Origin of the sequence: Lentzea sp. NPDC020367 (assembly GCF_044387305.1) — a bacterium.
In the GTDB taxonomy this organism is placed as follows: domain Bacteria; phylum Actinomycetota; class Actinomycetes; order Mycobacteriales; family Pseudonocardiaceae; genus Lentzea.
This window is the reverse complement of record NZ_JBIRVV010000004.1, coordinates 33,730-53,758: the sequence shown is the minus strand read 5'-3', so window position 1 is coordinate 53,758 and position 20,029 is coordinate 33,730. Positions and strand designations below refer to the sequence as shown.

At 68.3% G+C, this 20,029-nt stretch carries 20 protein-coding genes; 9 read left to right on the top strand and 11 right to left on the bottom strand.

Translation table 11 applies throughout. The annotated features are described in order from the left end of the window. Positions 1–94 precede the first annotated feature (94 nt). Both ACH413_RS17905 and ACH413_RS17900 read left to right on the top strand, forming a co-directional pair. Positions 95–889 carry an ABC transporter ATP-binding protein gene (locus ACH413_RS17905; protein WP_360035143.1) on the top strand — a complete coding sequence of 265 codons (795 nt, stop codon included), beginning with the start codon at positions 95–97 and terminating at the stop codon, positions 887–889. Then, a complete protein-coding gene (locus tag ACH413_RS17900; protein WP_360034986.1) occupies positions 882–3,404 on the top strand; it encodes an FtsX-like permease family protein in 2,523 nt (840 codons plus the stop codon). The genes ACH413_RS17905 and ACH413_RS17900 overlap by 8 nt, the downstream gene beginning before the upstream one ends. A gap of 58 nt (positions 3,405–3,462) precedes the next feature. On the opposite strand, the gene ACH413_RS17895 is transcribed toward ACH413_RS17900, so the two are convergent. Continuing rightward, entirely contained in the window at positions 3,463–4,086 is a 624-nt protein-coding gene (locus ACH413_RS17895; RefSeq protein ID WP_360034989.1) for a helix-turn-helix domain-containing protein, read from the bottom strand. Positions 4,087–4,140: 54 nt separating this feature from the next. Between ACH413_RS17895 and ACH413_RS17890 the strand changes: the two genes are divergently transcribed. After that, positions 4,141–4,575, top strand: a complete 435-nt coding sequence (locus ACH413_RS17890) for a VOC family protein (protein WP_360034992.1) — start codon at positions 4,141–4,143, stop codon at positions 4,573–4,575. Between the two features lie 55 nt (positions 4,576–4,630). Here the strand turns inward: ACH413_RS17890 and ACH413_RS17885 are convergent, their stop codons facing one another. Further along, positions 4,631–5,470 (bottom strand): dienelactone hydrolase family protein, encoded by an 840-nt coding sequence (locus ACH413_RS17885; RefSeq protein WP_360034995.1) that lies wholly within the window; start codon positions 5,468–5,470, stop codon positions 4,631–4,633. Positions 5,471–5,711: 241 nt separating this feature from the next. Between ACH413_RS17885 and ACH413_RS17880 the strand changes: the two genes are divergently transcribed. Further along, entirely contained in the window at positions 5,712–7,637 is a 1,926-nt protein-coding gene (locus tag ACH413_RS17880; RefSeq protein WP_360034998.1) for a hypothetical protein, read from the top strand. Here the strand turns inward: ACH413_RS17880 and ACH413_RS17875 are convergent. After that, positions 7,621–9,333, bottom strand: coding sequence for a discoidin domain-containing protein (locus ACH413_RS17875; protein WP_360035001.1), 1,713 nt, complete (start codon positions 9,331–9,333; stop codon positions 7,621–7,623). The two genes, ACH413_RS17880 and ACH413_RS17875, sit on opposite strands and share 17 nt — an antisense overlap. Positions 9,334–9,547: 214 nt before the next feature. Here ACH413_RS17875 and ACH413_RS17870 point away from each other — a divergent pair, with 214 nt between their 5' ends. Genes ACH413_RS17870 through ACH413_RS17860 form a run of 3 tightly spaced genes read left to right on the top strand, consistent with a single transcriptional unit; the run spans position 9,548 to position 11,819 of the window. Beyond that, positions 9,548–10,384, top strand: a complete 837-nt coding sequence (locus ACH413_RS17870; protein ID WP_360035004.1) for a DUF1996 domain-containing protein — start codon at positions 9,548–9,550, stop codon at positions 10,382–10,384. After that, positions 10,381–10,842 (top strand): hypothetical protein, encoded by a 462-nt coding sequence (locus ACH413_RS17865; RefSeq protein WP_360035007.1) that lies wholly within the window; start codon positions 10,381–10,383, stop codon positions 10,840–10,842. The genes ACH413_RS17870 and ACH413_RS17865 overlap by 4 nt, the downstream gene beginning before the upstream one ends. Before the next feature lie 5 nt (positions 10,843–10,847). After that, positions 10,848–11,819, top strand: a complete 972-nt coding sequence (locus ACH413_RS17860; protein WP_360035009.1) for a LacI family DNA-binding transcriptional regulator — start codon at positions 10,848–10,850, stop codon at positions 11,817–11,819. Here ACH413_RS17860 and ACH413_RS17855 read toward each other — a convergent pair whose 3' ends face one another. Genes ACH413_RS17855 through ACH413_RS17845 form a run of 3 tightly spaced genes read right to left on the bottom strand, consistent with a single transcriptional unit; the run spans position 11,820 to position 13,719 of the window. Next, positions 11,820–12,479: a hypothetical protein gene (locus ACH413_RS17855; RefSeq protein WP_360035011.1), complete on the bottom strand. Its 660-nt coding sequence runs from the start codon at positions 12,477–12,479 to the stop codon at positions 11,820–11,822. Then, positions 12,476–13,351, bottom strand: coding sequence for an ABC transporter ATP-binding protein (locus ACH413_RS17850; RefSeq protein WP_360035014.1), 876 nt, complete (start codon positions 13,349–13,351; stop codon positions 12,476–12,478). The genes ACH413_RS17855 and ACH413_RS17850 overlap by 4 nt, the downstream gene beginning before the upstream one ends. Continuing rightward, positions 13,351–13,719, bottom strand: coding sequence for a GntR family transcriptional regulator (locus tag ACH413_RS17845; RefSeq protein WP_360035017.1), 369 nt, complete (start codon positions 13,717–13,719; stop codon positions 13,351–13,353). Before ACH413_RS17845 ends, ACH413_RS17850 begins: the two co-directional genes overlap by 1 nt. A 65-nt stretch (positions 13,720–13,784) precedes the next feature. Between ACH413_RS17845 and ACH413_RS17840 the strand changes: the two genes are divergently transcribed. Next, a complete protein-coding gene (locus ACH413_RS17840; RefSeq protein ID WP_360035020.1) occupies positions 13,785–14,603 on the top strand; it encodes a hypothetical protein in 819 nt (272 codons plus the stop codon). Further along, positions 14,600–15,280 (top strand): SDR family oxidoreductase, encoded by a 681-nt coding sequence (locus tag ACH413_RS17835; protein WP_360035023.1) that lies wholly within the window; start codon positions 14,600–14,602, stop codon positions 15,278–15,280. Before ACH413_RS17840 ends, ACH413_RS17835 begins: the two co-directional genes overlap by 4 nt. Here the strand turns inward: ACH413_RS17835 and ACH413_RS17830 are convergent. The 5 genes from ACH413_RS17830 to ACH413_RS17810 form a co-directional block, all read right to left on the bottom strand. Beyond that, positions 15,270–15,464 carry an MbtH family protein gene (locus tag ACH413_RS17830; protein WP_360035026.1) on the bottom strand — a complete coding sequence of 65 codons (195 nt, stop codon included), beginning with the start codon at positions 15,462–15,464 and terminating at the stop codon, positions 15,270–15,272. The genes ACH413_RS17835 and ACH413_RS17830 overlap by 11 nt on opposite strands. Positions 15,465–15,486: 22 nt before the next feature. After that, on the bottom strand, positions 15,487–16,737 hold the full coding sequence (locus ACH413_RS17825; protein WP_360035029.1) for a SidA/IucD/PvdA family monooxygenase: 1,251 nt from the start codon (positions 16,735–16,737) through the stop codon (positions 15,487–15,489). Between the two features lie 189 nt (positions 16,738–16,926). Then, on the bottom strand, positions 16,927–18,261 hold the full coding sequence (locus tag ACH413_RS17820; RefSeq protein WP_360035032.1) for a GH1 family beta-glucosidase: 1,335 nt from the start codon (positions 18,259–18,261) through the stop codon (positions 16,927–16,929). After that, positions 18,254–19,210 carry an ABC transporter ATP-binding protein gene (locus ACH413_RS17815; RefSeq protein WP_360035035.1) on the bottom strand — a complete coding sequence of 319 codons (957 nt, stop codon included), beginning with the start codon at positions 19,208–19,210 and terminating at the stop codon, positions 18,254–18,256. The genes ACH413_RS17820 and ACH413_RS17815 overlap by 8 nt, the downstream gene beginning before the upstream one ends. Next, positions 19,207–20,025 carry an ABC transporter permease gene (locus ACH413_RS17810; protein ID WP_093604263.1) on the bottom strand — a complete coding sequence of 273 codons (819 nt, stop codon included), beginning with the start codon at positions 20,023–20,025 and terminating at the stop codon, positions 19,207–19,209. The genes ACH413_RS17815 and ACH413_RS17810 overlap by 4 nt, the downstream gene beginning before the upstream one ends. Between the last annotated feature and the right edge of the window lie 4 nt (positions 20,026–20,029).

Here is a 20,029-nt window from a genome sequence, read left to right as displayed (position 1 = left end):
CTCAGCGTGGTGACTCGGGCGGGGGCACCGGGGTTAATCTCAGGGTCGATCTCAGTGGAAGACCTGACCCTTCGGTGTGCCCGTGTCGCCGAAGATGGTGCGCACGAAAGCCCATAGGAGGGGACAAGAAGTGAGCGCGTCCGATGGAGTCGCGGCGAGAGCCGTCGACGTGTGGAAGTCTTACGGGTCCGGCGACGCCGCCGTGACCGCGCTCGCGGGGGTGAGCGTCGACCTGGACAAGTCCAGGTTCACCGCGATCATGGGTCCGTCCGGGTCGGGCAAGTCGACGTTGATGCACTGCCTCGCGGGGCTGGACGACGTCACGAGCGGCGAGGTGTGGGTCGGTGGCACGAAGGTCACCGGGCTGAAGGACCGCGGGCTCACGGAGCTCCGGCGGGACAAGGTCGGTTTCATCTTCCAGCAGTTCAACCTCCTGCCGACGCTGACGGCGGAGGAGAACATCACGCTGCCGCTCGCGATCGGCGGCAAGAAGGTCGACAAGGCGTGGTTCGACGTCGTCGTCGACACGGTGGGTCTGAGGGACAGGCTGACCCACCGCCCGACGCAGCTGTCGGGTGGTCAGCAGCAGCGCGTCGCTTGCGCGCGTGCGTTGGTGTCGCGCCCTGACGTCGTGTTCGCGGACGAGCCGACCGGCAACCTGGACTCGCAGTCCGGTGCCGAGGTCCTCGGGTTCCTGCAGCGGTCCGCCCGTGAGTTCGGGCAGACGATCGTGATGGTCACGCACGACCCGAACGCCGCGTCGTACGCCGACCGCGTCATCTTCCTCAAGGACGGCCACATCGTCCGCGAGCTGCTGTCGCCGTCGGCGGAAGAGGTTCTCGACACGATGAAGCACCTCGACTCGGTTGTCGCGGTGCCGCATGTTTAGGGCGACTATCAAGAGCTTGCTGTCGCGCAAGCTCCGCCTGGTGCTGTCCGCGCTCGCGGTGGTGCTGGGTGTGATGTTCGTGTCCGGTTCGTTCGTTCTGACCGACACGCTTCAGCGTTCGTTCACCGACCTGTTCTCGTCGGCCTTCGCCAACGTGGACGTGTCGGTGTCGCCGAAGGCGGAGAAGGGCAAGCAGCCGGAACCGCTGACGCCGCAGGCGATCTCCGACGTGAAGTCGGTGCCGGGCGTGGCGTCGGCCGTCGGTGACGTGCAGGGGTCCGCGCGGCCGATCGGCAAGAACGGCAAGGTCATGACCACGTCGGGCGCGCCCCGGCTCGGTTTCAACTGGACGGGCACCGGCCAGGAGAAGATCCGCGACGGTCGCGCGCCGCAGTCGGAGAACGAGGTCGCGGTCGGCGCGTACCTGGCGACGACCGGGCAGTTCAAGGTGGGCGACGAGATCTCGCTGCTCACCCAGGAGCCCAAGAAGGTCTTCAGGATCTCCGGTGTCTTCGAGTACGCGGGTGGCCGCGACTCGCTGGGCGGCGAGCTGTCGGTGGCGTTCACCGAGCCGGTCGCGCAGCAGTTGTTGCTGGGCAAGAAGGACGTGTTCTCCGGCGTCACCGTCACCGCGGCCCAGGGCACGTCGGACGACGCGCTGCGGGACGCCGTCGCGGCGAAGATGGGCTCCGGCTACGACGTCAAGACCGGTGCGACGCTGGCGAAGGAGCAGGCCGACCAGATCAACGAGGGCCTGAAGTTCTTCAACTACGTGCTGCTCGGGTTCGCCGGCATCGCGTTGTTCGTCGGCATCTTCATCATCCTCAACACGTTCTCCATCATCGTCGCCCAGCGCACGCGGGAACTGGCGCTGTTGCGGTCGATGGGCGCCTCGCGCGGCCAGGTCATCGGGTCCGTGGTGCTGGAGGCGTTGGTGATCGGCCTGATCGCGTCGATCGTCGGTCTCGGGGCAGGGGTCGGCGTCGGGGCGTTGCTGGCCACCATCTTCAGCACGGTCGGCGGCGGCAACCTCCACCTCGCGGGCATCGGCGTGCCGATGTCGGCGATCATCTCGTCGTTCGCGGTGGGCATGATCGTCACCGTGGTCGCGGCGGTCATGCCGGCGCTGCGGGCGTCGCGGATCGCGCCGGTCGCGGCGATGCGCGAGGCGGCCACGCCGGACCGTCCGCTGACGAAGATCACGATCACCGGTGCCCTGGTGGCCGCCGCGGGTGGCACTTCGCTGGCGTTCGGCTTCAACCAGGCCTCGCTGCCGTTGATCTTCGGCGGCATCCTGGTGGCGTTCGTCGGCGTCGCACTGCTGACGCCGATCCTGTCCAAGCCGATGGTGTCGCTGATCGGCCGCCTGCTGTCGTGGTCGATGCCAGGCCTGCTGGGGCGCCGCAACTCCGCGCGCAACCCGCGCCGCACCGCGATCACCGCGGCCGCGCTGATGGTCGGCATCTCGCTGATCACCGGCGTGAGCGTCGTGCTGACGTCGGCGACCAAGTCGATCGAGAAGCTGGCCTCCGGTCAGCTGCAGACCGACCTGATCATCTCCGGCGAGGGCCAGATGGAGGGCCAGCCCGCGACGTTCAAGCGGGACGTCCTCACGAAGATCGAGAAGACCGACGGCGTCAAGTCGGCGGTCGGCTGGTCGCAGGACGGCGTGCTGCAGGGCGAGAACCAGATGTTCGCGGTCGGCGTCACCGACATGCCCGCGATGGCGACGATGTTCGCGCTGAAGCCGAAGTCCGGTGACATCACGCCGTTGAAGGACGGCCAGGTCGCGCTGCCGGAGGAGATGGCGGCCGAGAAGGGCTGGACGGTCGGCAGCACGGTCTCGCTGCAACTGGCCAAGGCCGCGGCGCCGCAGAACTACACGGTCGCCTTCATCTGGGCCAAGTCGCAGGTGCTGCAGGGCGCGCTGGTGCTGCCGGAGTCGGCCTCCGCGCAGTTCCGGTCCGACCAGATCGCCCAGGCGTTCGTCCAGGTGGGAGCGGGCGTGTCCGCGGCGGACGTGCAGAAGCGCGTCGAACCGCTGTTCGCGGACAACCCGGAGATCACCGTCCAGGACCGCAGCGCGTTCGTGAAGCAGACGACCTCGCAGTTCGACACGGTCCTGCTGATGATCCAGATCCTGCTGGCGCTGGCGATCCTGATCGCCGTGCTCGGCGTCATCAACACCCTGGCGCTGTCGGTGATCGAACGGACCCGCGAACTGGGCCTGCTGCGCGCCATCGGCATGCGGCGGTCGCAGGTGATGCGGATGATCACCGTCGAGTCGGTGGTGATCTCGGTGTTCGGCGCGGTGCTCGGCCTCGCGGTCGGTCTCGCCCTGGGCATCGCGACCGTGCAGGCGCTGAAGGACCAGGGCATCTCGGAGATCGGGCTCCCCTGGGCCACCATGGTCCAGTACCTGGTGGTGGCGGCGTTCGTGGGCGTGGTCGCGGCGATCCTGCCGGCGATCCGCGCGGCTCGGCTGAACGTGCTGGACGCGATCGCCTACGAGTAGCCCGCTCAGCCGCCTCGGCGGTCGTTCGGGCAACTCCCCGGCTGTACCGGTCACTCGTTCACAACACGAGTCGTGTCCAGGTTTCGACCAACCACGACTCGTACCGCTCGATCGAAAGTTCCGTGGTCCTGGCCAGCAGCAGGTAGGTCTCGGCTTGACCGAGCACTGCACCCGTCTGCGCGACCCAGTCCACGTTCTCCTCTGACATCAGGCCATCGGCGGCCAGCTTCCGGAAGAAGCCGCCGATGGCCTGATGTGTCTGCGTGCGCGCCGCCTGCGCGCGTTCGGCGATCTCCGGCTCGATCGCCTCGGCCTGCTGCACCACCTTCAGCAACGCCCCGGTCCGGCCCATGAGCATCGCGCCGATCCCGGCCATCCGCGCGATCCGCTCCCCCGCCGTCGGCGCGTTCATCGCCTGCTGGAACCAGTCGCGGTCCGGCACGGCCACGGGGTGGTGGTCCCCCGCGATCGCCACGTCCATGCAGCGCTGCAACAACGCGGCCTTGCCCTCGAACCGCACGTACACCGTGCGAGCGCCCACGCCGGCCCGCTTGGCCACGTCGGTCAGCGTCGTGGCGACGTAGCCGCGTTCGGTGAACAGCTCGGTCGCCGCCTCGATGATCCGGACCTCGGTGTCCGCCCGGCGCGCCGCTCGCAGATCCCTGTTGACGTCGTCTGTCACATGTTGCAGCCTAACTGCATAAGTGCAGTCTCACTGCAATCAGGAGGTCACGAGATGAGCACCGCGCCACGGCTGGAGGGCATCCACCACGTCAAACTGCCGGTCTCCGACCTGGAGAAGTCGCTGGCCTGGTACCAGGACCACCTCGGCTACCTGCCCGTCATGCACTTCGTCGAGGAGGGCGTCCTGATGGGAATCGCCCTGGTGCATCCGAACGGCGGGCCGGGCTTCGCGATCCGCCTCGCCCCCGAGAAAGCCGCTGCGGCGGCCGGGTTCGACTACTTCGCCATCGGCGTGCCGGGCGAGGAGGCGATCAACGCGCTCGCGGCGCACCTCGCCGCACGGGGTGTCGCGCACGCGGGCGTGATGCGGACGCAGGTCGGCTGGCTGCTGTCCGGCGTCACCGATCCGGACGGATACGACGTCCGCTTCTACACGGTGCCGCTGGAGATCCCGGAGGGCGCCGGGCTGATGGTGAGGGAGACGTGACGAGGTTGCTGTGCCAGGCCGTCGCACACAGGCACAGCAACCCGATCAACTGAAATCAGGCGTGGGGACAGGTGTCCCGGTAAGCACTGATGAGCGTGTTCGCGGCCGGTGCCGGGCACAGGAACTGGTCGTAGCGCAGGTCGTCGTCGACGAACCGCTTGAGCCAGGACAGCGTGAACTTGCGCACCGTCACGTTGTCGCTGCGAGGTGCCGAGTGGTCGCCGCCGCGCAGTTCGAGGAACGCCTTGTCGGGGGCGGCGGTCATCGAGTTGTAGAACGGCGTGGAGTGCTGCGAGTTCGGGGCGGTGGGGTCGTTCTGGCCGCCGAGCACCATGGTCGGCACCGCGATCGTCGGCCAGCTCTTGGTGGTGTGCCAGCCGGCCATCGGGATCGAGGCCTGCAGGGCGGGACGGGTGGCCGCGGCGCGCAACGCTCCGCCGCCGCCCATCGAGTGGCCCATCACGGCGAGCCGCGAGGCGTCGACGCGCGGGTTGGTGCGGACCACGTAGTCCAGTGCTGCCAGGAGTTGACGGCCCCGGCTGTCGGGGTCGTCGAAGCCGGACAGGGTGTTGATGGTGATCACGACGAACCCGTAGGACGCCAGCCGCGGGCCGAAGTGCGCGACGGACGACTGGGTGGCGGTGAAGCCGGGTGAGACGGCGACGGCGCCGAACGTGAGATCACTGGTCGGGGTGTAGACGGTGCCGCCGCCGAAGTTCGACTGGCGGGCGACGGCGACGGACGTCACGGCGAAGGTGCCGCGAGCCGCCTCGACCGTTGCGGCCGTGGGTGCGGGGCCGCGTTCGTAGGGGTTGGCCGCCGCTGTGGCGACGGCGGGGGTGGCGACCGGGATCAGCGCCAGGGTGAGTGCCGCAAGCACGACTTTGATGCGCACGACGATGACACCTCGATTGGTTGCAGGGGAACCAAAAACCGACGGCGAGGCTCACGCTACCGCCCGGTAGCACCGGACGGATTCGGCCACATGGATGGTTACGGGGACGTTTCGACGATGTTCGACAACTTGTCGTCGAACGGGGTTCGTCACCCAGCGCAGCGGACCGGGACATTGTCGTCCGGTCCAGTCACCGTAGAAGCGGTATGCGGCGAATCAGATGGCGCACAAGGGTGATCACGTGCCCACTCGGAGACAGTTCCTCGTTCTGAGCTCCACAGCAGCACTCACCAGTCTGCTGTCCGAGACTCCCGCGTCCGCAGCCGAAACCGCGCAGCCGTATGCGTCCTACTGGCACCCGGCGACGATCCTGAACTGGGATCCGTCGACCGACCGGGACGCGAAGTACAACCGCAGCACGGTGCCGCTCGCGAGACGTGCCGTTCCGGCCAGACCGGCCAACGCGCACGCCCGTCCTGGCGAGGCTCGGGTGCAGGCGCTCGTGGCGTACGCGCCGACGAGCAACAACCCCGCACAGGGCGCGCTCGACATGAACTACTACGCCACGAACTACTGGCAGTACATCGACGAACTGGTGTTCTGGGGCGGATCCGCGTCCGAGGGCCTGATCCTCGCTCCGAACCCGACCGTCACCGACGCCGCGCACCGCAACGGGGTCAGGGTGATCGGCAACGTGTTCCTCCCGCCGACCGCGTACGGCGGCCAGATCCAGTGGGTCCGCGACTTCGTCAAACGCGACGGCGACCGGTTCCCGGTGGCGGACAAGATGATCCAGGTCGCGCGCCACTACGGGTTCGACGGCTGGTTCCTCAACCAGGAGACCGCCGGCGGCAACACCCAGCTCGCCACCGACATGCGCGACTTCATCGTCTACCTGAAGAAGTCCGGGCTGCGGATCATCTGGTACGACGCGATGACCGACAGCGGCAGCGTCAGCTGGCAGAACGCCCTGACCGCGCGCAACCGGATGTTCTTCGAGCCGTCCGACGAGATGTTCATGAACTTCTGGTGGAGCACGCAGGGTCTCGCGAGCTCGGCCGCACTGGCCCAGCAGATGGGCCGCAGCCCGTACGACCTGGCGTCCGGTGTGGACGTCGAGGCCAACGGCTACAACACCGGCGTGGGCTGGGCTTCGGTCTTCCCCGAGAACAAGCCGCACGTCACGTCGCTCGGCTTCTACCGTCCGGAGTGGACGTTCAAGTCGGCGAGCGGCCCCGCCGACTTCTACAGCAGGGACAACAGGTTCTGGGTCGGCCAGAACGGCGACCCGGCGAACACCACGACGACGTCGAACTGGAAGGGCATCGCCCACTACATCACCGAGCTGACGCCGATCACGAGCCTGCCGTTCGTCACGAACTTCAACACCGGCCACGGCAGGAAGTTCGCGGTCGGCGGCACGGTCCGGTCGACGCAGGCCTGGAACAACCTGTCGTTGCAGGACGTCCTGCCGACGTGGCGGTGGAGCGTCACCAGCACCGGCACGAAGGTCACGCCGTCGCTCGACTGGGACGACCCGTACGACGGCGGCACCGCGCTGAAGATCACCGGCACCCCGCAGTCCGCCAACGACGTCCGGCTGTTCGCGACGTCGTTGCAGCTGACCGGCAACAGCCAGTTCGAGATCGTCCACCGCACCGGCACCGGACCGTCGCGACTGCAGGCGGTCCTGCGGATCGGGACCACTGAGAAGGTCCTCGACCTCGGCGGGGTCAGCGGGGCGTGGCGGCGCAGCGTCTTCCCGCTCGGCGAGCACTCCGGCGCGACGCTCACCGAGATCTCGCTGCGGGTCCTGCCCGGCGCGGCCATCACCGCGCTGATCGGCCGGATCGGTGTGACGAACCCGGTCATGACGGCGCCGGTGGCACCGTCCAACGTCCAGGTCGAGCAGGTGAGCCGCACCAACGCCACGACGGCATCGGCACGGCTCACCTGGACTCGTTCGCCCGGCACGATCAGGCAGTACCGGGTCTACAAGTGGACCGGTTCCGAACGGATCTTCCTCGGCGGCACGACGAACGACGCGTACTTCGTGCCGGCGATCCCGCTCAACTCGGGCGAGACCGCGCAGATCGAGGTCGAGGCGGTCAGCGAGGCGTTCGACGTCTCCTCACCGGCGACGATCTCGATCACTGGTACACCCTGACGTAGTCCAGCACCATGTCCTGCGGCAGCTGCGTCCCGGCCCCCGGCGGGCCGGGCCAGTCGCCGCCCACCGCGTTGTTGATGATGATGAAGAACGGGTGGTCGTAGACCCACGGGCCGCGCGTGGTCTCCAGCACGTTCCGGTCGACCGTGAAGAACCTGTTGCCGTCCACGGAGAACGTCATGTGGCTGGAGTCCCACTCCACCGCGAAGGTCCGGAACGCCGACGACGCCGGCTGGCCGAGCGCGAGCGGCGACCCGTAGCCGCCCGCGCCGAAGTAGGCGGGAGCGTGCAGGGTCGAGTAGACGGTGTTCGGTTCCTTGCCGACGTGTTCCATGATGTCGATCTCGCCGGTGTAGGGCCACGGCCTGCCCTGGTCGAAGAAGTCCGCGCCCAGCATCCAGAACGCCGGCCACAGCCCCTGCGTCGACGACACCTTGATCCGCGCTTCGACGCGGCCGTAGGTGAACTTGAACTTGCCGTAGGTGTTGAGCCGCCCGGACGTGTACTGGCAGGTCCCGCTGCCGCTCACCGGATCGACGGGGCACGCGCTGCCCGGCGTCACCTCACGACGGGCCTGCAACACAAGGTTGCCGTTGCCGTCGTGCCGGGCGTTGTTGTTGTTCGTGTAGTACTGCAGCTCGTTGTTCACGCCCGGACCGACCTCCGGCGTCCACTTCGAGGCGTCCGGTCCGGTGCCCGCGGGCGCGTTGAACTCGTCCGCCCACACCAGCCGACCGGGGAACGACGGGTTCGGCGGCAATGGCGGTGGCGTGATCGGCGCACCACCCGTGCCGTAGACCTGGAACTCCCACAGCGAGTAGCCGTAGCCGTTCGACCTGGCCGTGCCGTACAACCGCACGTACCGGCCGGTGCCGCTGACCGTCAGCGTCTCCTTGAACCCGCGTCCGGTGGTGGTCGAGTAGATCTGCCGCCAGTTCGCGTTGTCGTCGGACACCTCGAGCCGGTAGGCGGTGGCGAACGCCGGGTCCCACTGCAGCACGACCTTCGAGATCTGGGCGGTGGCACCGAGGTCGACGGAGATCCAGCCGGGGTCGACCCAGCCGTTCACCGGGCTCGTCGCCCAGCGCGAGGCGGGATCGCGGTCGAACGCCCTGGCCGGCGAGCACTGCCAGCAGTTCCCGTCGTCTTGGAACGTCGACGCGGCACCGGTCTTCCCGTAGGACAGCAGGGTTTCCCCGCCGTTGCCACCGTCCCGGGTGCCGAACACCTGGAACTCCCACAACGAGTAACCCCATTGCGTGGCCCGCTGGGTGAGGTCGAGGCGCACGTACCGGCCGGTGCCGGTGACCGGAAGCGTTTCCGTGCCGCCCGGCCCTGTCGTCGTTCGACGAAGTTCCTGCCAGCTGGTGCCATCGGCGGAGATGCTGAGCGTGTACGCCCGCGCGCTGGCGGATTCCCAGGCCAGCACGACCTGGTCAACCCGCGCGGACGAGCCGAGGTCGATCTGGATCCACTGCGGATCGCTGAACGTGCTCGACCAGCGGGTGCCGAGATCGCCGTCGACCGCGGCGGCCGCGCCGAACGCGACGTTCTCGCTGCTGGACGCGGTGACGGGACGATTCTGCGAGATCAGCGGACCGGCGGCCGAGGCCGGTACCGGGACGAACAGAGCGGCCGCGACCATCGCCGCGACGAACAGAGGGAGTCTTCCGCGTTGAAGCCTTCCTGACATGAATGCTCCTGAGGCCGGAGAACGGGACGGCGGCGCGAGAGAGCGCTCTCTGGGACAGGAGTTCAGAGCCGAGAGTCAGGGCAGCAGGCGGGCCGTGTCAAGAAAACCGGTACTTCTGAACATTACTTGCGGATTGACGCCCGATTACGGGCTGCGCCATGCTCGACAGGCGTGAGAGCGCTCTCCCAATCCTGCTGCGGAGAGGAAAGCTTCAATGAGGAAGCCTTTGTTCCACATCGCCGCCGTCATCGGGCTGATAGCCACGGCTCTCAGCATTCCCGTTGCGGCACAAGGAGAACCTGTCCGCGTGGCCGAGTTCCTCGCGGAGTGCCCGATCAGCCACCGGCTGGCGGACGACCCGATCGTGCTGCCGAACCTGGCCGGTGCCTCGCACTTCCACGACTTCTTCGGCAACCACTCGACGAACGCCCGGTCCACCCAGCAGTCGCTGGAGGGCCAGACGGGCAACTGCAACCCGGCCGCGGACATCTCGTCCTACTGGGTGCCGACGCTGTACCGCGACAACACGGCGATCGCACCGACCGGGGTCACCTTCTACTACCTCGGCGAAGGCGTGAACAACCCGGCGGCGATCCAGCCGACGCCGTACGGGTTGAAGATCGTCGCGGGCAACGCGAAGGCCACGGGCGATGCCGACAGCATCGCGCGCTGGTCCTGCCTGCACGCCGGGCACGTCAACCCGTCCAAGAACTTCGTGACCTGCCCGGCGGGCACGATGCTCGAGACCTACCTGGACTTCCCGCAGTGCTGGGACGGCCGCAACCTCGACTCGGCCGACCACAAGTCCCACATGTCCTACCCGGTCGCGGGCGGCTGCCCGTCGAGCCACCCCGTGTCCGTGCCGAAACTCCGGATGGTGCTCAGGTATCCGGTCAGCGGAAGCACCGCCGGACTGCGACTGGCTTCCGGTACAGGGCAGACGATGCACGGTGACTTCTTCAACGTGTGGCCGCGCGCCGAGATGGAGCGCCGTGTCCGCAACTGCATCAACGTGGTGATCAAGTGCGACCACGCCGGCAACCACGGTTGACGGTTCTCCTGCTGGCAGGCCTTCTCGCGGCCTGCCAGCAGGCTCCACCACCGCAGCCACCGCCACCCTCGACCCCCCAGAACGGTTACGGCGCAACGGAACGGGCGTTCGTCGAGCTCGCCATCGCCACCGACGAGCAGGCGCTCAAACTGCTCGACCTGACGGACTCCGCCTCGCTCAAGGAGAACCGGACCATCGAGCTCACCGAGCTGAGGAAGCTGCTCGACGCGCCGTACGTGAACAACCACGCCGGGCACGACATGCCCGGCATGCCGACGGATGCCGAGATCCAGCTCGCCTCGACCAGTCCGGACGCCTTGAAGCAGTTCGTCCACACGCACCTCACCGAGTCGCTGGAGGTCGTGCGCTCGGCCGGTTCCGCGATCACCCACCCGCCGACCGCCGAGGTGGTCAAGCTGATGGAACGCCACCGCACCGCGGAACTGGCGGCCGGGTGAAGCGCGTGACGCTGGAGGAGGTGGCCCGCGTGGCCGGAGTGTCGCGCGCGACCGCGTCGAGAGTGGTCAACGGCGCCTCCAGCGTCGACGAGTCGCTCCGGCACGCCGTGCAGAAAGCCATCTCCAGCACCGGTTATCTGCCGAACATCGCCGCGCGGTCGCTCGTCACGCGCCGGGCGGACGCGATCGGGCTGCTGCTGCCCGACGAACGCCGGATGGACGGCGACCCGCACCTCGCGAGCGTCGTCAGCGGCGTCACCAGGGTCGTGCGGCCGCTCGGCATCCACCTCGTGCTGATGATGACCGGGCCGGGCACCCGCGAGCAGGCGATGAGCGACCTGCGGTGCGGTCGGCTGGACGGCGTGATCCTCGTGCACACCGATCCGGCGGATCCGGTGCCCGGTCAGCTGATCGCGGCCGGATTGCCCGTCGTGCTGGCAGGCCGCCCGCTCAAGCCGATGCCGATCACGTACGTCGACGTGAACCAGACAGCCGGCGCCGCGATGGCGGGCCGAAGGCTCAGGTCGTTGCAGTGCAACAGGATCGCGACGATCACCGGCCCGCAGGACACCCCGGCGGGCCAGGACCGGCTCGCCGGGTTCCTCGCCGAGGTGCCGGACGCCGTGGTGGTGCACGGCGACTTCACCCGGCAGTCCGGCGTGGCCGCGATGGAACGGCTGATCGCCTGCTGCCCGGAGGTCGACGGCGTGTTCATCGCCTCGGACCTGATGGCGAACGGCGCGATCCCCGTGCTGCACCGCAGCGGCCGCAAGGTTCCCGATGACGTGGCGATCGTCGGGTTCGACGACAGCAGCGCCGCGCTGACGTCCGAACCCGAGCTCACGACCGTCCGCCAGCCGATCAGCGACATGGCCGCCGAGATGGCACGTCAGCTGCTTCGCCAGATCAGCGAGCCGCGCACCCCCGTCACGTCGGTGGTCTTCGAGCCGTCCCTGGTGGTGCGGGACAGCGGCTGATCACGTGGTGCGCACGCGCACCGGCATGGTCCTGGCGATCGCCCACGTCCCGGCCAGCGCGACCAGGAACGCCGCCACGGACACCAGGTGCCACCCGGAGCCCAGCAACACCGGCAGGTTCGGGATGAACGGCAGGTTGCCCGATCCGGGGATCCCCACAGTCGTGACGGCCACCAGCGGCAGGACGATCGGGATCGAGAAGACCCCGCCCGCGCCGAACCGGTCGAACGCCGCCGCGCAGAACATGCCGGCCGCGGACCACACCAGGAACATCAGGAAGTACGCGACCGGCGAGGCGTGCTCGTCGGACTGCCAGTCCATCAACGAGTAGATCCCGCCCTCGACGAGGAACCCGAGCCAGCCGAACACCGCCATCCCGAGCGCGAGCGCGAAGGCGAACGCGGAAGCTCCGGCCAGGAACTCCCGGCGCGTGCGGCCGTGCGCGACGGCGATCGGCAGCAGGTTGTGGATCAGGTAGATGCCCACCCAGAACAGGAACCAGCGCGCGATCTGCGACATCACCACGTTCCACGCGCTGAGCTCGACGCGGGTGAAGGCGTCGACCGCGAACGGCGTCACGACGGCCAGCGCGAAGGCCCCGGCCGCGATCAGCAGGCAGAACACGCCGACCGAGGTCGTCAGGTGCCGGAAGATCTTCACCGCTTGCCTCCGACCGGGTCGGTGAGGTGGACGAACATGTCCTGCAACGCGATCGGGCCGAGCTCCAGGCCGAGCCCGCGGGCGCGGATCAGCTGGTCGTCGTCCAGTGCGCCGTAGACCATCGCGGCCTTGGTGCGCCCCAGCGACTTCTCGCTGAGCACGGTCAACGCCGCGGTGAACTCGTCGACGTCGGAGGCGTTCCCGGTGACCTCGGTACCGCGCGAGCGCAGCACGTCGGCCTCCTCCTGCAGCACCAGCCGGCCGCTGTCGATGATCAGGACCTCCTCCAGCAGCGACGCGAGTTCCTCGATGAGATGGGTGGAGATGATGATCGTGCGCGGGTGCTCCATGAAGTCGTTGAGCAGCGAGTCGTAGAACGCGTAGCGGGTCGGCGTGTCCATGCCGAGGTGCGACTCGTCCAGCATCGTCAGCGGTGAGCGGCTGGCGAGCCCGATCACGACGCCGAGCGCGGACCGCTTGCCCAACGACAGTGCGCCGACCTTGGTCTTCAGGCCGATCCCGAACAGCTCGGTGAGCTCCAGCGCGTACGCGTTGTCCCACGTGTCACGCCAGGCCGCGCCGTACTCCAGGACGTGCGAGACCTTGTCGCCCTTGTCCGCGGCGTCGGCGGAGTGCCGGACCAGGCACACCTGACGCATCGCGGCGGCGTTCTCGAAGACCGGCAGGCCGTCGAGCTGAACGGATCCTGAAGCCTTGCGGTAGCCGGCGAGCGCCGACATCAGGCTGGTCTTGCCGGAGCCGTTGCGGCCGAGCAGTCCGTAGATCTTGTTGCCGGACAACGAGAAGCTCATGTCGTCGACGGCCGCCATGTTGCCGTAGCGCACTGATAGGCCCTGCACGTCGACCCGCATCACACGCCCCCGTTGTTCTCGTGCTGTTCGATCCGGCGGATGACCTCGGCGAGCGGGATGCCGATGGCGCGCGCCTCCGCGACCATCGGGTCCACGACCTCGCCGAAGAAGCTCTCCCGCCCCTGTGCCCGCAGCATGTCGCGAGCCATCGTGCTCACGAACATCCCGATCCCCCTCTTCTTGTAGAGCACCTGCTCGTCCACGAGCTGCTGAAAGGCCTTCGCGGCCGTCGCCGGGTTGATCCGGTAGTAGGCGGCGTACTGGTTGGTCGACATGACCTGCTCGTCCGCCTTCAACGCCCCGCTGAGCACGTCCGCCTTGATCCGGTCGGCGATCTGCCGGTAGATCGGGCTCCGGTCGTCGAACATGGGTTAGTTCCTTGGTTCGTTACTCATGTAATGAACCATAGCAGTGGCGGCGTAGCATTCACCAGGTGGTCGGGGTCGCGATTCTGTGCGCGGTGCTCGCGGCCGGGTGCAGCGCGCTCGGTGCGATGTGGCAGCACGCCGGGGTGCGGGAGACGACCAATCTGAAGCTGACCTCGGCGCTCCAGCTCGTGCGGTCACGCCGCTGGGTCTACGGGTTCCTGGTGCTCTTCGCGTGCGCTGTTCTGCAGATCGTCGCGCTGGCACTGGCCCCGGTGTCGGTGGTCGCGCCGCTGAACGCGCTGGCCATCCCGATCATCGCGGTGACGCGGGCGCGGCGGCTGACCGGACTGCTCGCCGTGGCGGTGCTGGTGACGACGGCCGGGATCGTGGTGTTCGTGTCCATCACGGCGGGCGCGGCGGTGCCGACCGAGGTGTCGCCGAAGGTGGCGCTGCAGGCCGGGCAACTGGTCGTCGCGGGTGTGCTGGTGTGCGTCGTGGCGGCGACGTTCACCGCGGACGCCGTGCGGGCGCTGGCACTCGCCGTGGGCGCCGGGATCGCGTACGGACTGGTCGCCGTGCTGGTCAGGGACGTCACGACCACGCTGCCGGTGATCGAGTGGCTCTCGCTCGGCGGGCTGGTCGTCGCCTTCCTGACCGGGGCGTGGTTCATCCAGCTCGGGTACGCCGCCGGGCCGCCGGATCTCGTCGTGGCCGGGCAGACCGTCGTGAACCCGATCGTCGCCGCGTGGATCGGCATCAAGCTGCTCGGCGAGGGCACCGGCATGAGCGCGCTGACGCAGGCCGGTCTGGTGATCAGCGCGGTCGTCGCGGTGTCCGGCACCATCGTGCTGGCGTACTACCACCGTGCCAGAGTGACGGCATGACCTTCGTCGTCACGGGTGGCAGTGGTTCGCTGGGCAAGCACGTCGTCGCCGCGTTGCCGGGGGCTCACTCCGTTTCCCGGTCCACCGGAACGGATCTGTTGCGCGGCACGGGGTTGAACGCTCTGCGCGCGGACGTGGTGGTGCACTGCGCGACGTCGTTCCGGCACGAGGTGCAGATGGCGCGGGCGGTGCTGGCCGCGAAGCCCGCGCACCTGGTGTACATCTCGATCGTCGGCTGCCACGAGGTGCCACTCCCCTACTACCGGCAGAAGCTCGCCGCCGAGCGGGTGATCATCGATTCCGGTGTGCCGCACACGATCCTGCGGGCCACGCAGTTCCACTCGTTGCTGCGCAAGATGTTCGACGGCGCGTCGAAGCTACCGCTGATGGTCGTGCCGGGGTTCCGCTTCCAGCCGGTCGACGAGGCCGAGGTCGGCCTGGAACTGGCCTCGCTGGCCCAGGCGCCGCCCGCAGGCAAGGCACCGGAGTTCGGCGGGCCGGAGATCCGCGAAGCCGTCGACTTCGCGCGGATGTACCTGGCCGCAACAGGAAAGCAGCGCAGGCTCTTGCCGTTGAAGGTGCCCGGAGCGACGTATCGCGCCTACCGCGCGGGCGGGAACCTGGCTCCCGGCCGCGCGGTGGGCGAGCGAACGTTCGAGGAGTACGTCAGCGGATAGACGCAGGCCTGAGGTCCGTCCAGTTCTCCTCGACGTAGGCCAGGCACGCCTCGCGGCTCTCCTCGCCGAAGACCTTGGTCCACCCGGCGGGCACCTCCGCGAACACCGGCCACAGCGAGTGCTGCTGCTCTTCGTTGACCAGCACGAAGAAACGGCCTTCCGGGTCCTCGAACGGGTTGGTCATGACGGGTCCTTCCTGGATGGAACTACTTGACTGCCTGGAGCTTCGGTTCTGCCTGCTGCTGGGCCACCCGGCGCAGCACCGAGTCGAGGATCTCGCCGACGCGCACCGCCGTGTTCGACAGCAGCGACGACGTGATGCCGTGCGTGTGTTCGGTGCCGCCCTGCAGGTAGATGCCGCCGCGCAGGCCGTCGTCCGTGACGACGCGGTAGTCGCGGGTCACCTTCAACCGGCCGCGCTCGTCGCGCTCGCAGTGGCCGGCGAGGTCGCCGAGCAGCTTCACCGGGTTCGCCGGACGGTAGCCCGTCGCGTAGACGATCACGTCGGCGTCGATCGGCAACCGGCCGCCGTCGGCGAGCGACTCGACCACGCACTTGCCGTCGGCGGTCACGTCGGTGAGCTTGGAGGTGTTGTGCAGCAGCAACTTCTGCCGGCCAACGACCTTCTCCCGGTACACCCGCCGGTACAGCTCCTCGATCAGGTCGCCGTCGACCACGCCGTAGTTCGTGTTGGCGTGGTAGCCCATCAGCTTCTGCTTGACCTCCTCCGGCGCGGAGTAGAAGTCGTCCACCGCGGCGGGGTCGAAGATCCGGTTCGCGAACGAGCTGTCGTCGGCGGGGCTGTAGCCGTACCGCGCGAAGACGCCGTGCACCTCGGCCCGCGGGAAGCGGTCGTGGAAGAACGCCACCGCCTCGGCCGCGCTCTGGCCGGCGCCGACCACGACGACCTGGCGCGGGTCCTTCAGGGTGTCGACGCGGGTGAGCAGGTCCTTGTTGTGCCAGATCCGGTCGCTCGTCTCGACGCCGTCCGGCAGGTTGGCCTCGAGACCGGTCGCGAGCACCAGGTTGCGGGCCCTGACCTGCTGGTCGCCGACGGCGAACTCGAAGCCCTCGGCACAGGTCCGCACCTGCGAGACCTCGGCGCCGTAGGAGACGTGGTGCCCGACCCGTTCGGCGGCCCACTCGAAGTAGTCGTGGAACTCCTTGCGCAGCGGGAAGAGGTTCTTGTGGTTGACGAAGTCGATCAACCGACCGCGGTCGCGCAGGTAGCACAGGAAGCTGAACTCGCTGGTGGGATTGCGCAGCGTGACAAGATCCTTGAGGAAGGACACCTGCATGGTGGCGTCCTCGAGGAGCATCCCCCGGTGCCAGCCGAACCGCTGCTGCCTCTCGAAGAAGCGAGCCCTGACCGGCAGCTCGTGTTCCTCCACCGCGATCGCGAGAGCGAGGTTGGACGGCCCGAAGCCTATTCCGGCCAGGTCTAACACCGGTTCCATCGCGATCCTCTCCTGGCACTCCTTGGCGTAAAGTAACCCTAACTTAACTAAGGTATGCCTTAGCTAGTGCATTCGGACGTGATCTACGCCGCTGGATCGGTGTTCAAGCCGCGACATGGAACCGGCCCGGTCGCTGTGGGGGCGCAGAGATTCCACAACGACCGGGCCGGAGACTGGGTTGAGCTGGGATTACGTCCGTGATCGGGTGATCAGGTCGCGGAACCACTGCGCGCTCTGCTTCAAAGTGCGCTCCTGCGTCTCGTAGTCGACGCGGACGATGCCGAACCGCTTGGCATAGCCGTAGCCCCACTCGAAGTTGTCCATGAGCGACCACGCGAGGTAGCCGCGCACGTCCGCACCTGCGCGCACGGCCTCCGCCACGGCGCCGATGTGCGACTTCAGGTACTCGACGCGGTCGGTGTCGGCGACGTAGCCGTCCTCGACGTCGAGGTCGTCGAAGGCCGCGCCGTTCTCGGTGATCACCATCGGCACGCCGTAGTCCTGGTGCAGGCGGACCAGCAGCGCCGTGAAGCCCTCGGGAACGATCTCCCAGTCCATCGCCGTGACCGGACGGCCCTGCGGCACCACCTCGGACACGGCCGGGTCGTCGGTCGCCTTGTGGACGTGCGAGGTGTAGTAGTTCACGCCGAAGACGTCCAGCGGCGTCGAGATGATCTCCAGGTCGCCGGGGCGGACCGGGATCTCGGCACCGCGTGCGGCGATGTCGACCAGCACGTCCTCCGGATATCGCCCGTGCACCAACGGATCCATGTAGATCCGCGTGCCCAGGCCGTCCGCACGACGGGCCGCATCCACGTCGCGCGGGTCGTCCGAGGCGGCCGTGTGGGTGCCCATGTTCAGCGTGATGCCCAACGACGCCACGCCGCGCGTCCTCAACTCCTGCGCCGCAAGACCGTGCGCCAGCAGCAGGTGGTGGGTCGCGCGCATGGCCTCGGCGAAGTTCGTGCGGCCCGGCGCGTGCCTGCCGGTGTCGTAGCCGAGCATCGCCGAGCACCACGGCTCGTTCAGCGTCGTCCACGTCGGCACGCGGTCACCCAGCGCGTCGTGCACCAGGCCCGCGAACTCGGCGAAGCGGTAGGCCGTGTCGCGGTGCGGCCAGCCGCCCGCGTCCTCCAGTTCCTGCGGCAGGTCCCAGTGGTAGAGCGTCAGCCACGGATCGACGCCCTTCTCCAGCAGCTCGTCCACGAGCCGGGAGTAGAAGTCGACGCCCTTGGCGTTCACCGGACCGCGGCCACCGGGCTGGATGCGCGGCCACGACACGGAGAAGCGGTACTTGTCCACGCCCAGCCGCGCGATCATCGCCACGTCGGACGGCATGCGGTGGTAGTGGTCGCAGGCCACGTCACCGTTCTCGCCGTTGAAGACAGCACCGGGGCGGCGGGCGAAGGTGTCCCAAATGGACAGTGTCCGGCCGTCCTCGTCGTACGCGCCCTCGATCTGGTACGCCGACGTCGCGACGCCCCAGAAGAAGTCCGCGGGCAGGCCCGAGGTGATGTCAGACATGGACGCCCTCCAGCCAGCACGCCACACGACGGCGTTCCTCGACGGTCTCCAACGACGGCATCCGCTCACCGCAGACGTCCATCGCGGAAGGGCAGCGCGGGTGGAACGGGCAGCCAGACGGCATCGACCGCAGGTCCGGCGGCGAACCCGGAATGCCCTTCAGCTCACGACGTGGACCGCGCAACGCCGGGAACGACCCCAGCAGGCCCTGGCTGTACGGGTGCTTGGCGGCGCGGTAGATCTCGCCCGCCGGCGCCTCCTCGACCACCCGCCCGCCGTACATGATCGCGATGCGGTCCGAGAACTCGACCAGCAACGAGATGTCGTGGGTGATGAAGATGACCGAGAAGCCGAGCGTCTCGCGCAGCCGCATCATCTGACCGAGGATCTGCCGCTGCACCACCACGTCCAGCGCGGTCGTCGGCTCGTCCATGATCACGATCTCGGGTTCCAGCGCGAGCGCCATCGCGATCATCACGCGCTGCCGCATGCCGCCGGAGAGCTGGTGCGGGTACGAGCCCAGCCGGTCGACCGGGATGCCGACCAGCGACAGCAGCTCACGGCCGCGCGCGGTCCGTTCCGGGCGCTTCATCTGCGGCCGGTGCGTGCGCAGCACGTCGTCGATCTGCGTGCCGACCGAGATGACCGGGTTCAGGGCGTTCATCGCGCCCTGGAACACGATCGCGATCTCGTTCCAGCGCAGCACCTGCAACTGCTTGTCGGTGAGCGACAGCAGGTCCTGGCCCTTGAACAGCACCTCGCCGGACGGCACCTTGCCCGGCACCTGGAGCAGCCGGGTGGCGGCGTAGGCCAAAGTGGACTTGCCGCTGCCGCTCTCCCCCGCGAGCCCGAGCACCTCGCCCGCGTTCAGCGTCAGCGAGACGTTGTGCACGGCTCGCAGGTTGCCGTAGTCGACCGAAAGATCGCGGATCTCCAGCACCGGGCTCATGCGCGCACCTTCCGCAGGCGGGGATTCGCGTACTCGTCGATCCCGAAGTTGATCAGAGCCAGTGCCGTGCCCAGCAACGCGATGCACAGCCCGGCGGGGACGAACCACCACCACGCGCCCAGGCCGAGCGCCTGGTTGCTCTGCGCCCAGAACAGGATCGTGCCCCAGTTCCAGGTCGACAGCGAGATCACGCCGACGAACGACAGGGTGATCTGCAGCATGACCGCGAAGATCACCGTGCCGACGAAGCCGGAACCGATGACGGCCAGCAGGTTGGGCAGCACCTCGAACACGATGATGCGCCAGGTCCGTTCACCGGACGCCCGCGCGGCCTCCACGAAGTCCCTGCGCCGCAACGACATCGTCTGGGCCCGCAGGATCCGGGCGCCCCACGCCCACGCCGTCAGGCTGATCACCCCGGCGATCAGGACGGTGTCCGCCGACGGCAGCATCGAGGCCACGATGATGATCAGCGGCAGCGCCGGGATCACCAGGAAGACGTTGGACAGCATGGACAACGCCTCGTCGGCCGCGCCGCCGAGGAACCCGGCGGTCACCCCGACCAGGATCGACAGGAACGTCGCCAGCACACCGCAGACCAGCCCGACGACCATCACTCCCCTGGTGCCCACGAGCACCTGCGAGAAGATGTCCTGCCCGGTCATGGTCGTGCCGAACCAGTGCGCGCCCGACGGCGGCGACAGCAGGTCGTCGCTCATCGCGGACGGGTCGTAGGGCGCGATCCACTCGCCGATCACCGCGATCAGCGTGAAGAAGGCCAGAATGCCGAGGCCCAGCTTGGTCTTGAAGTTCATCGGA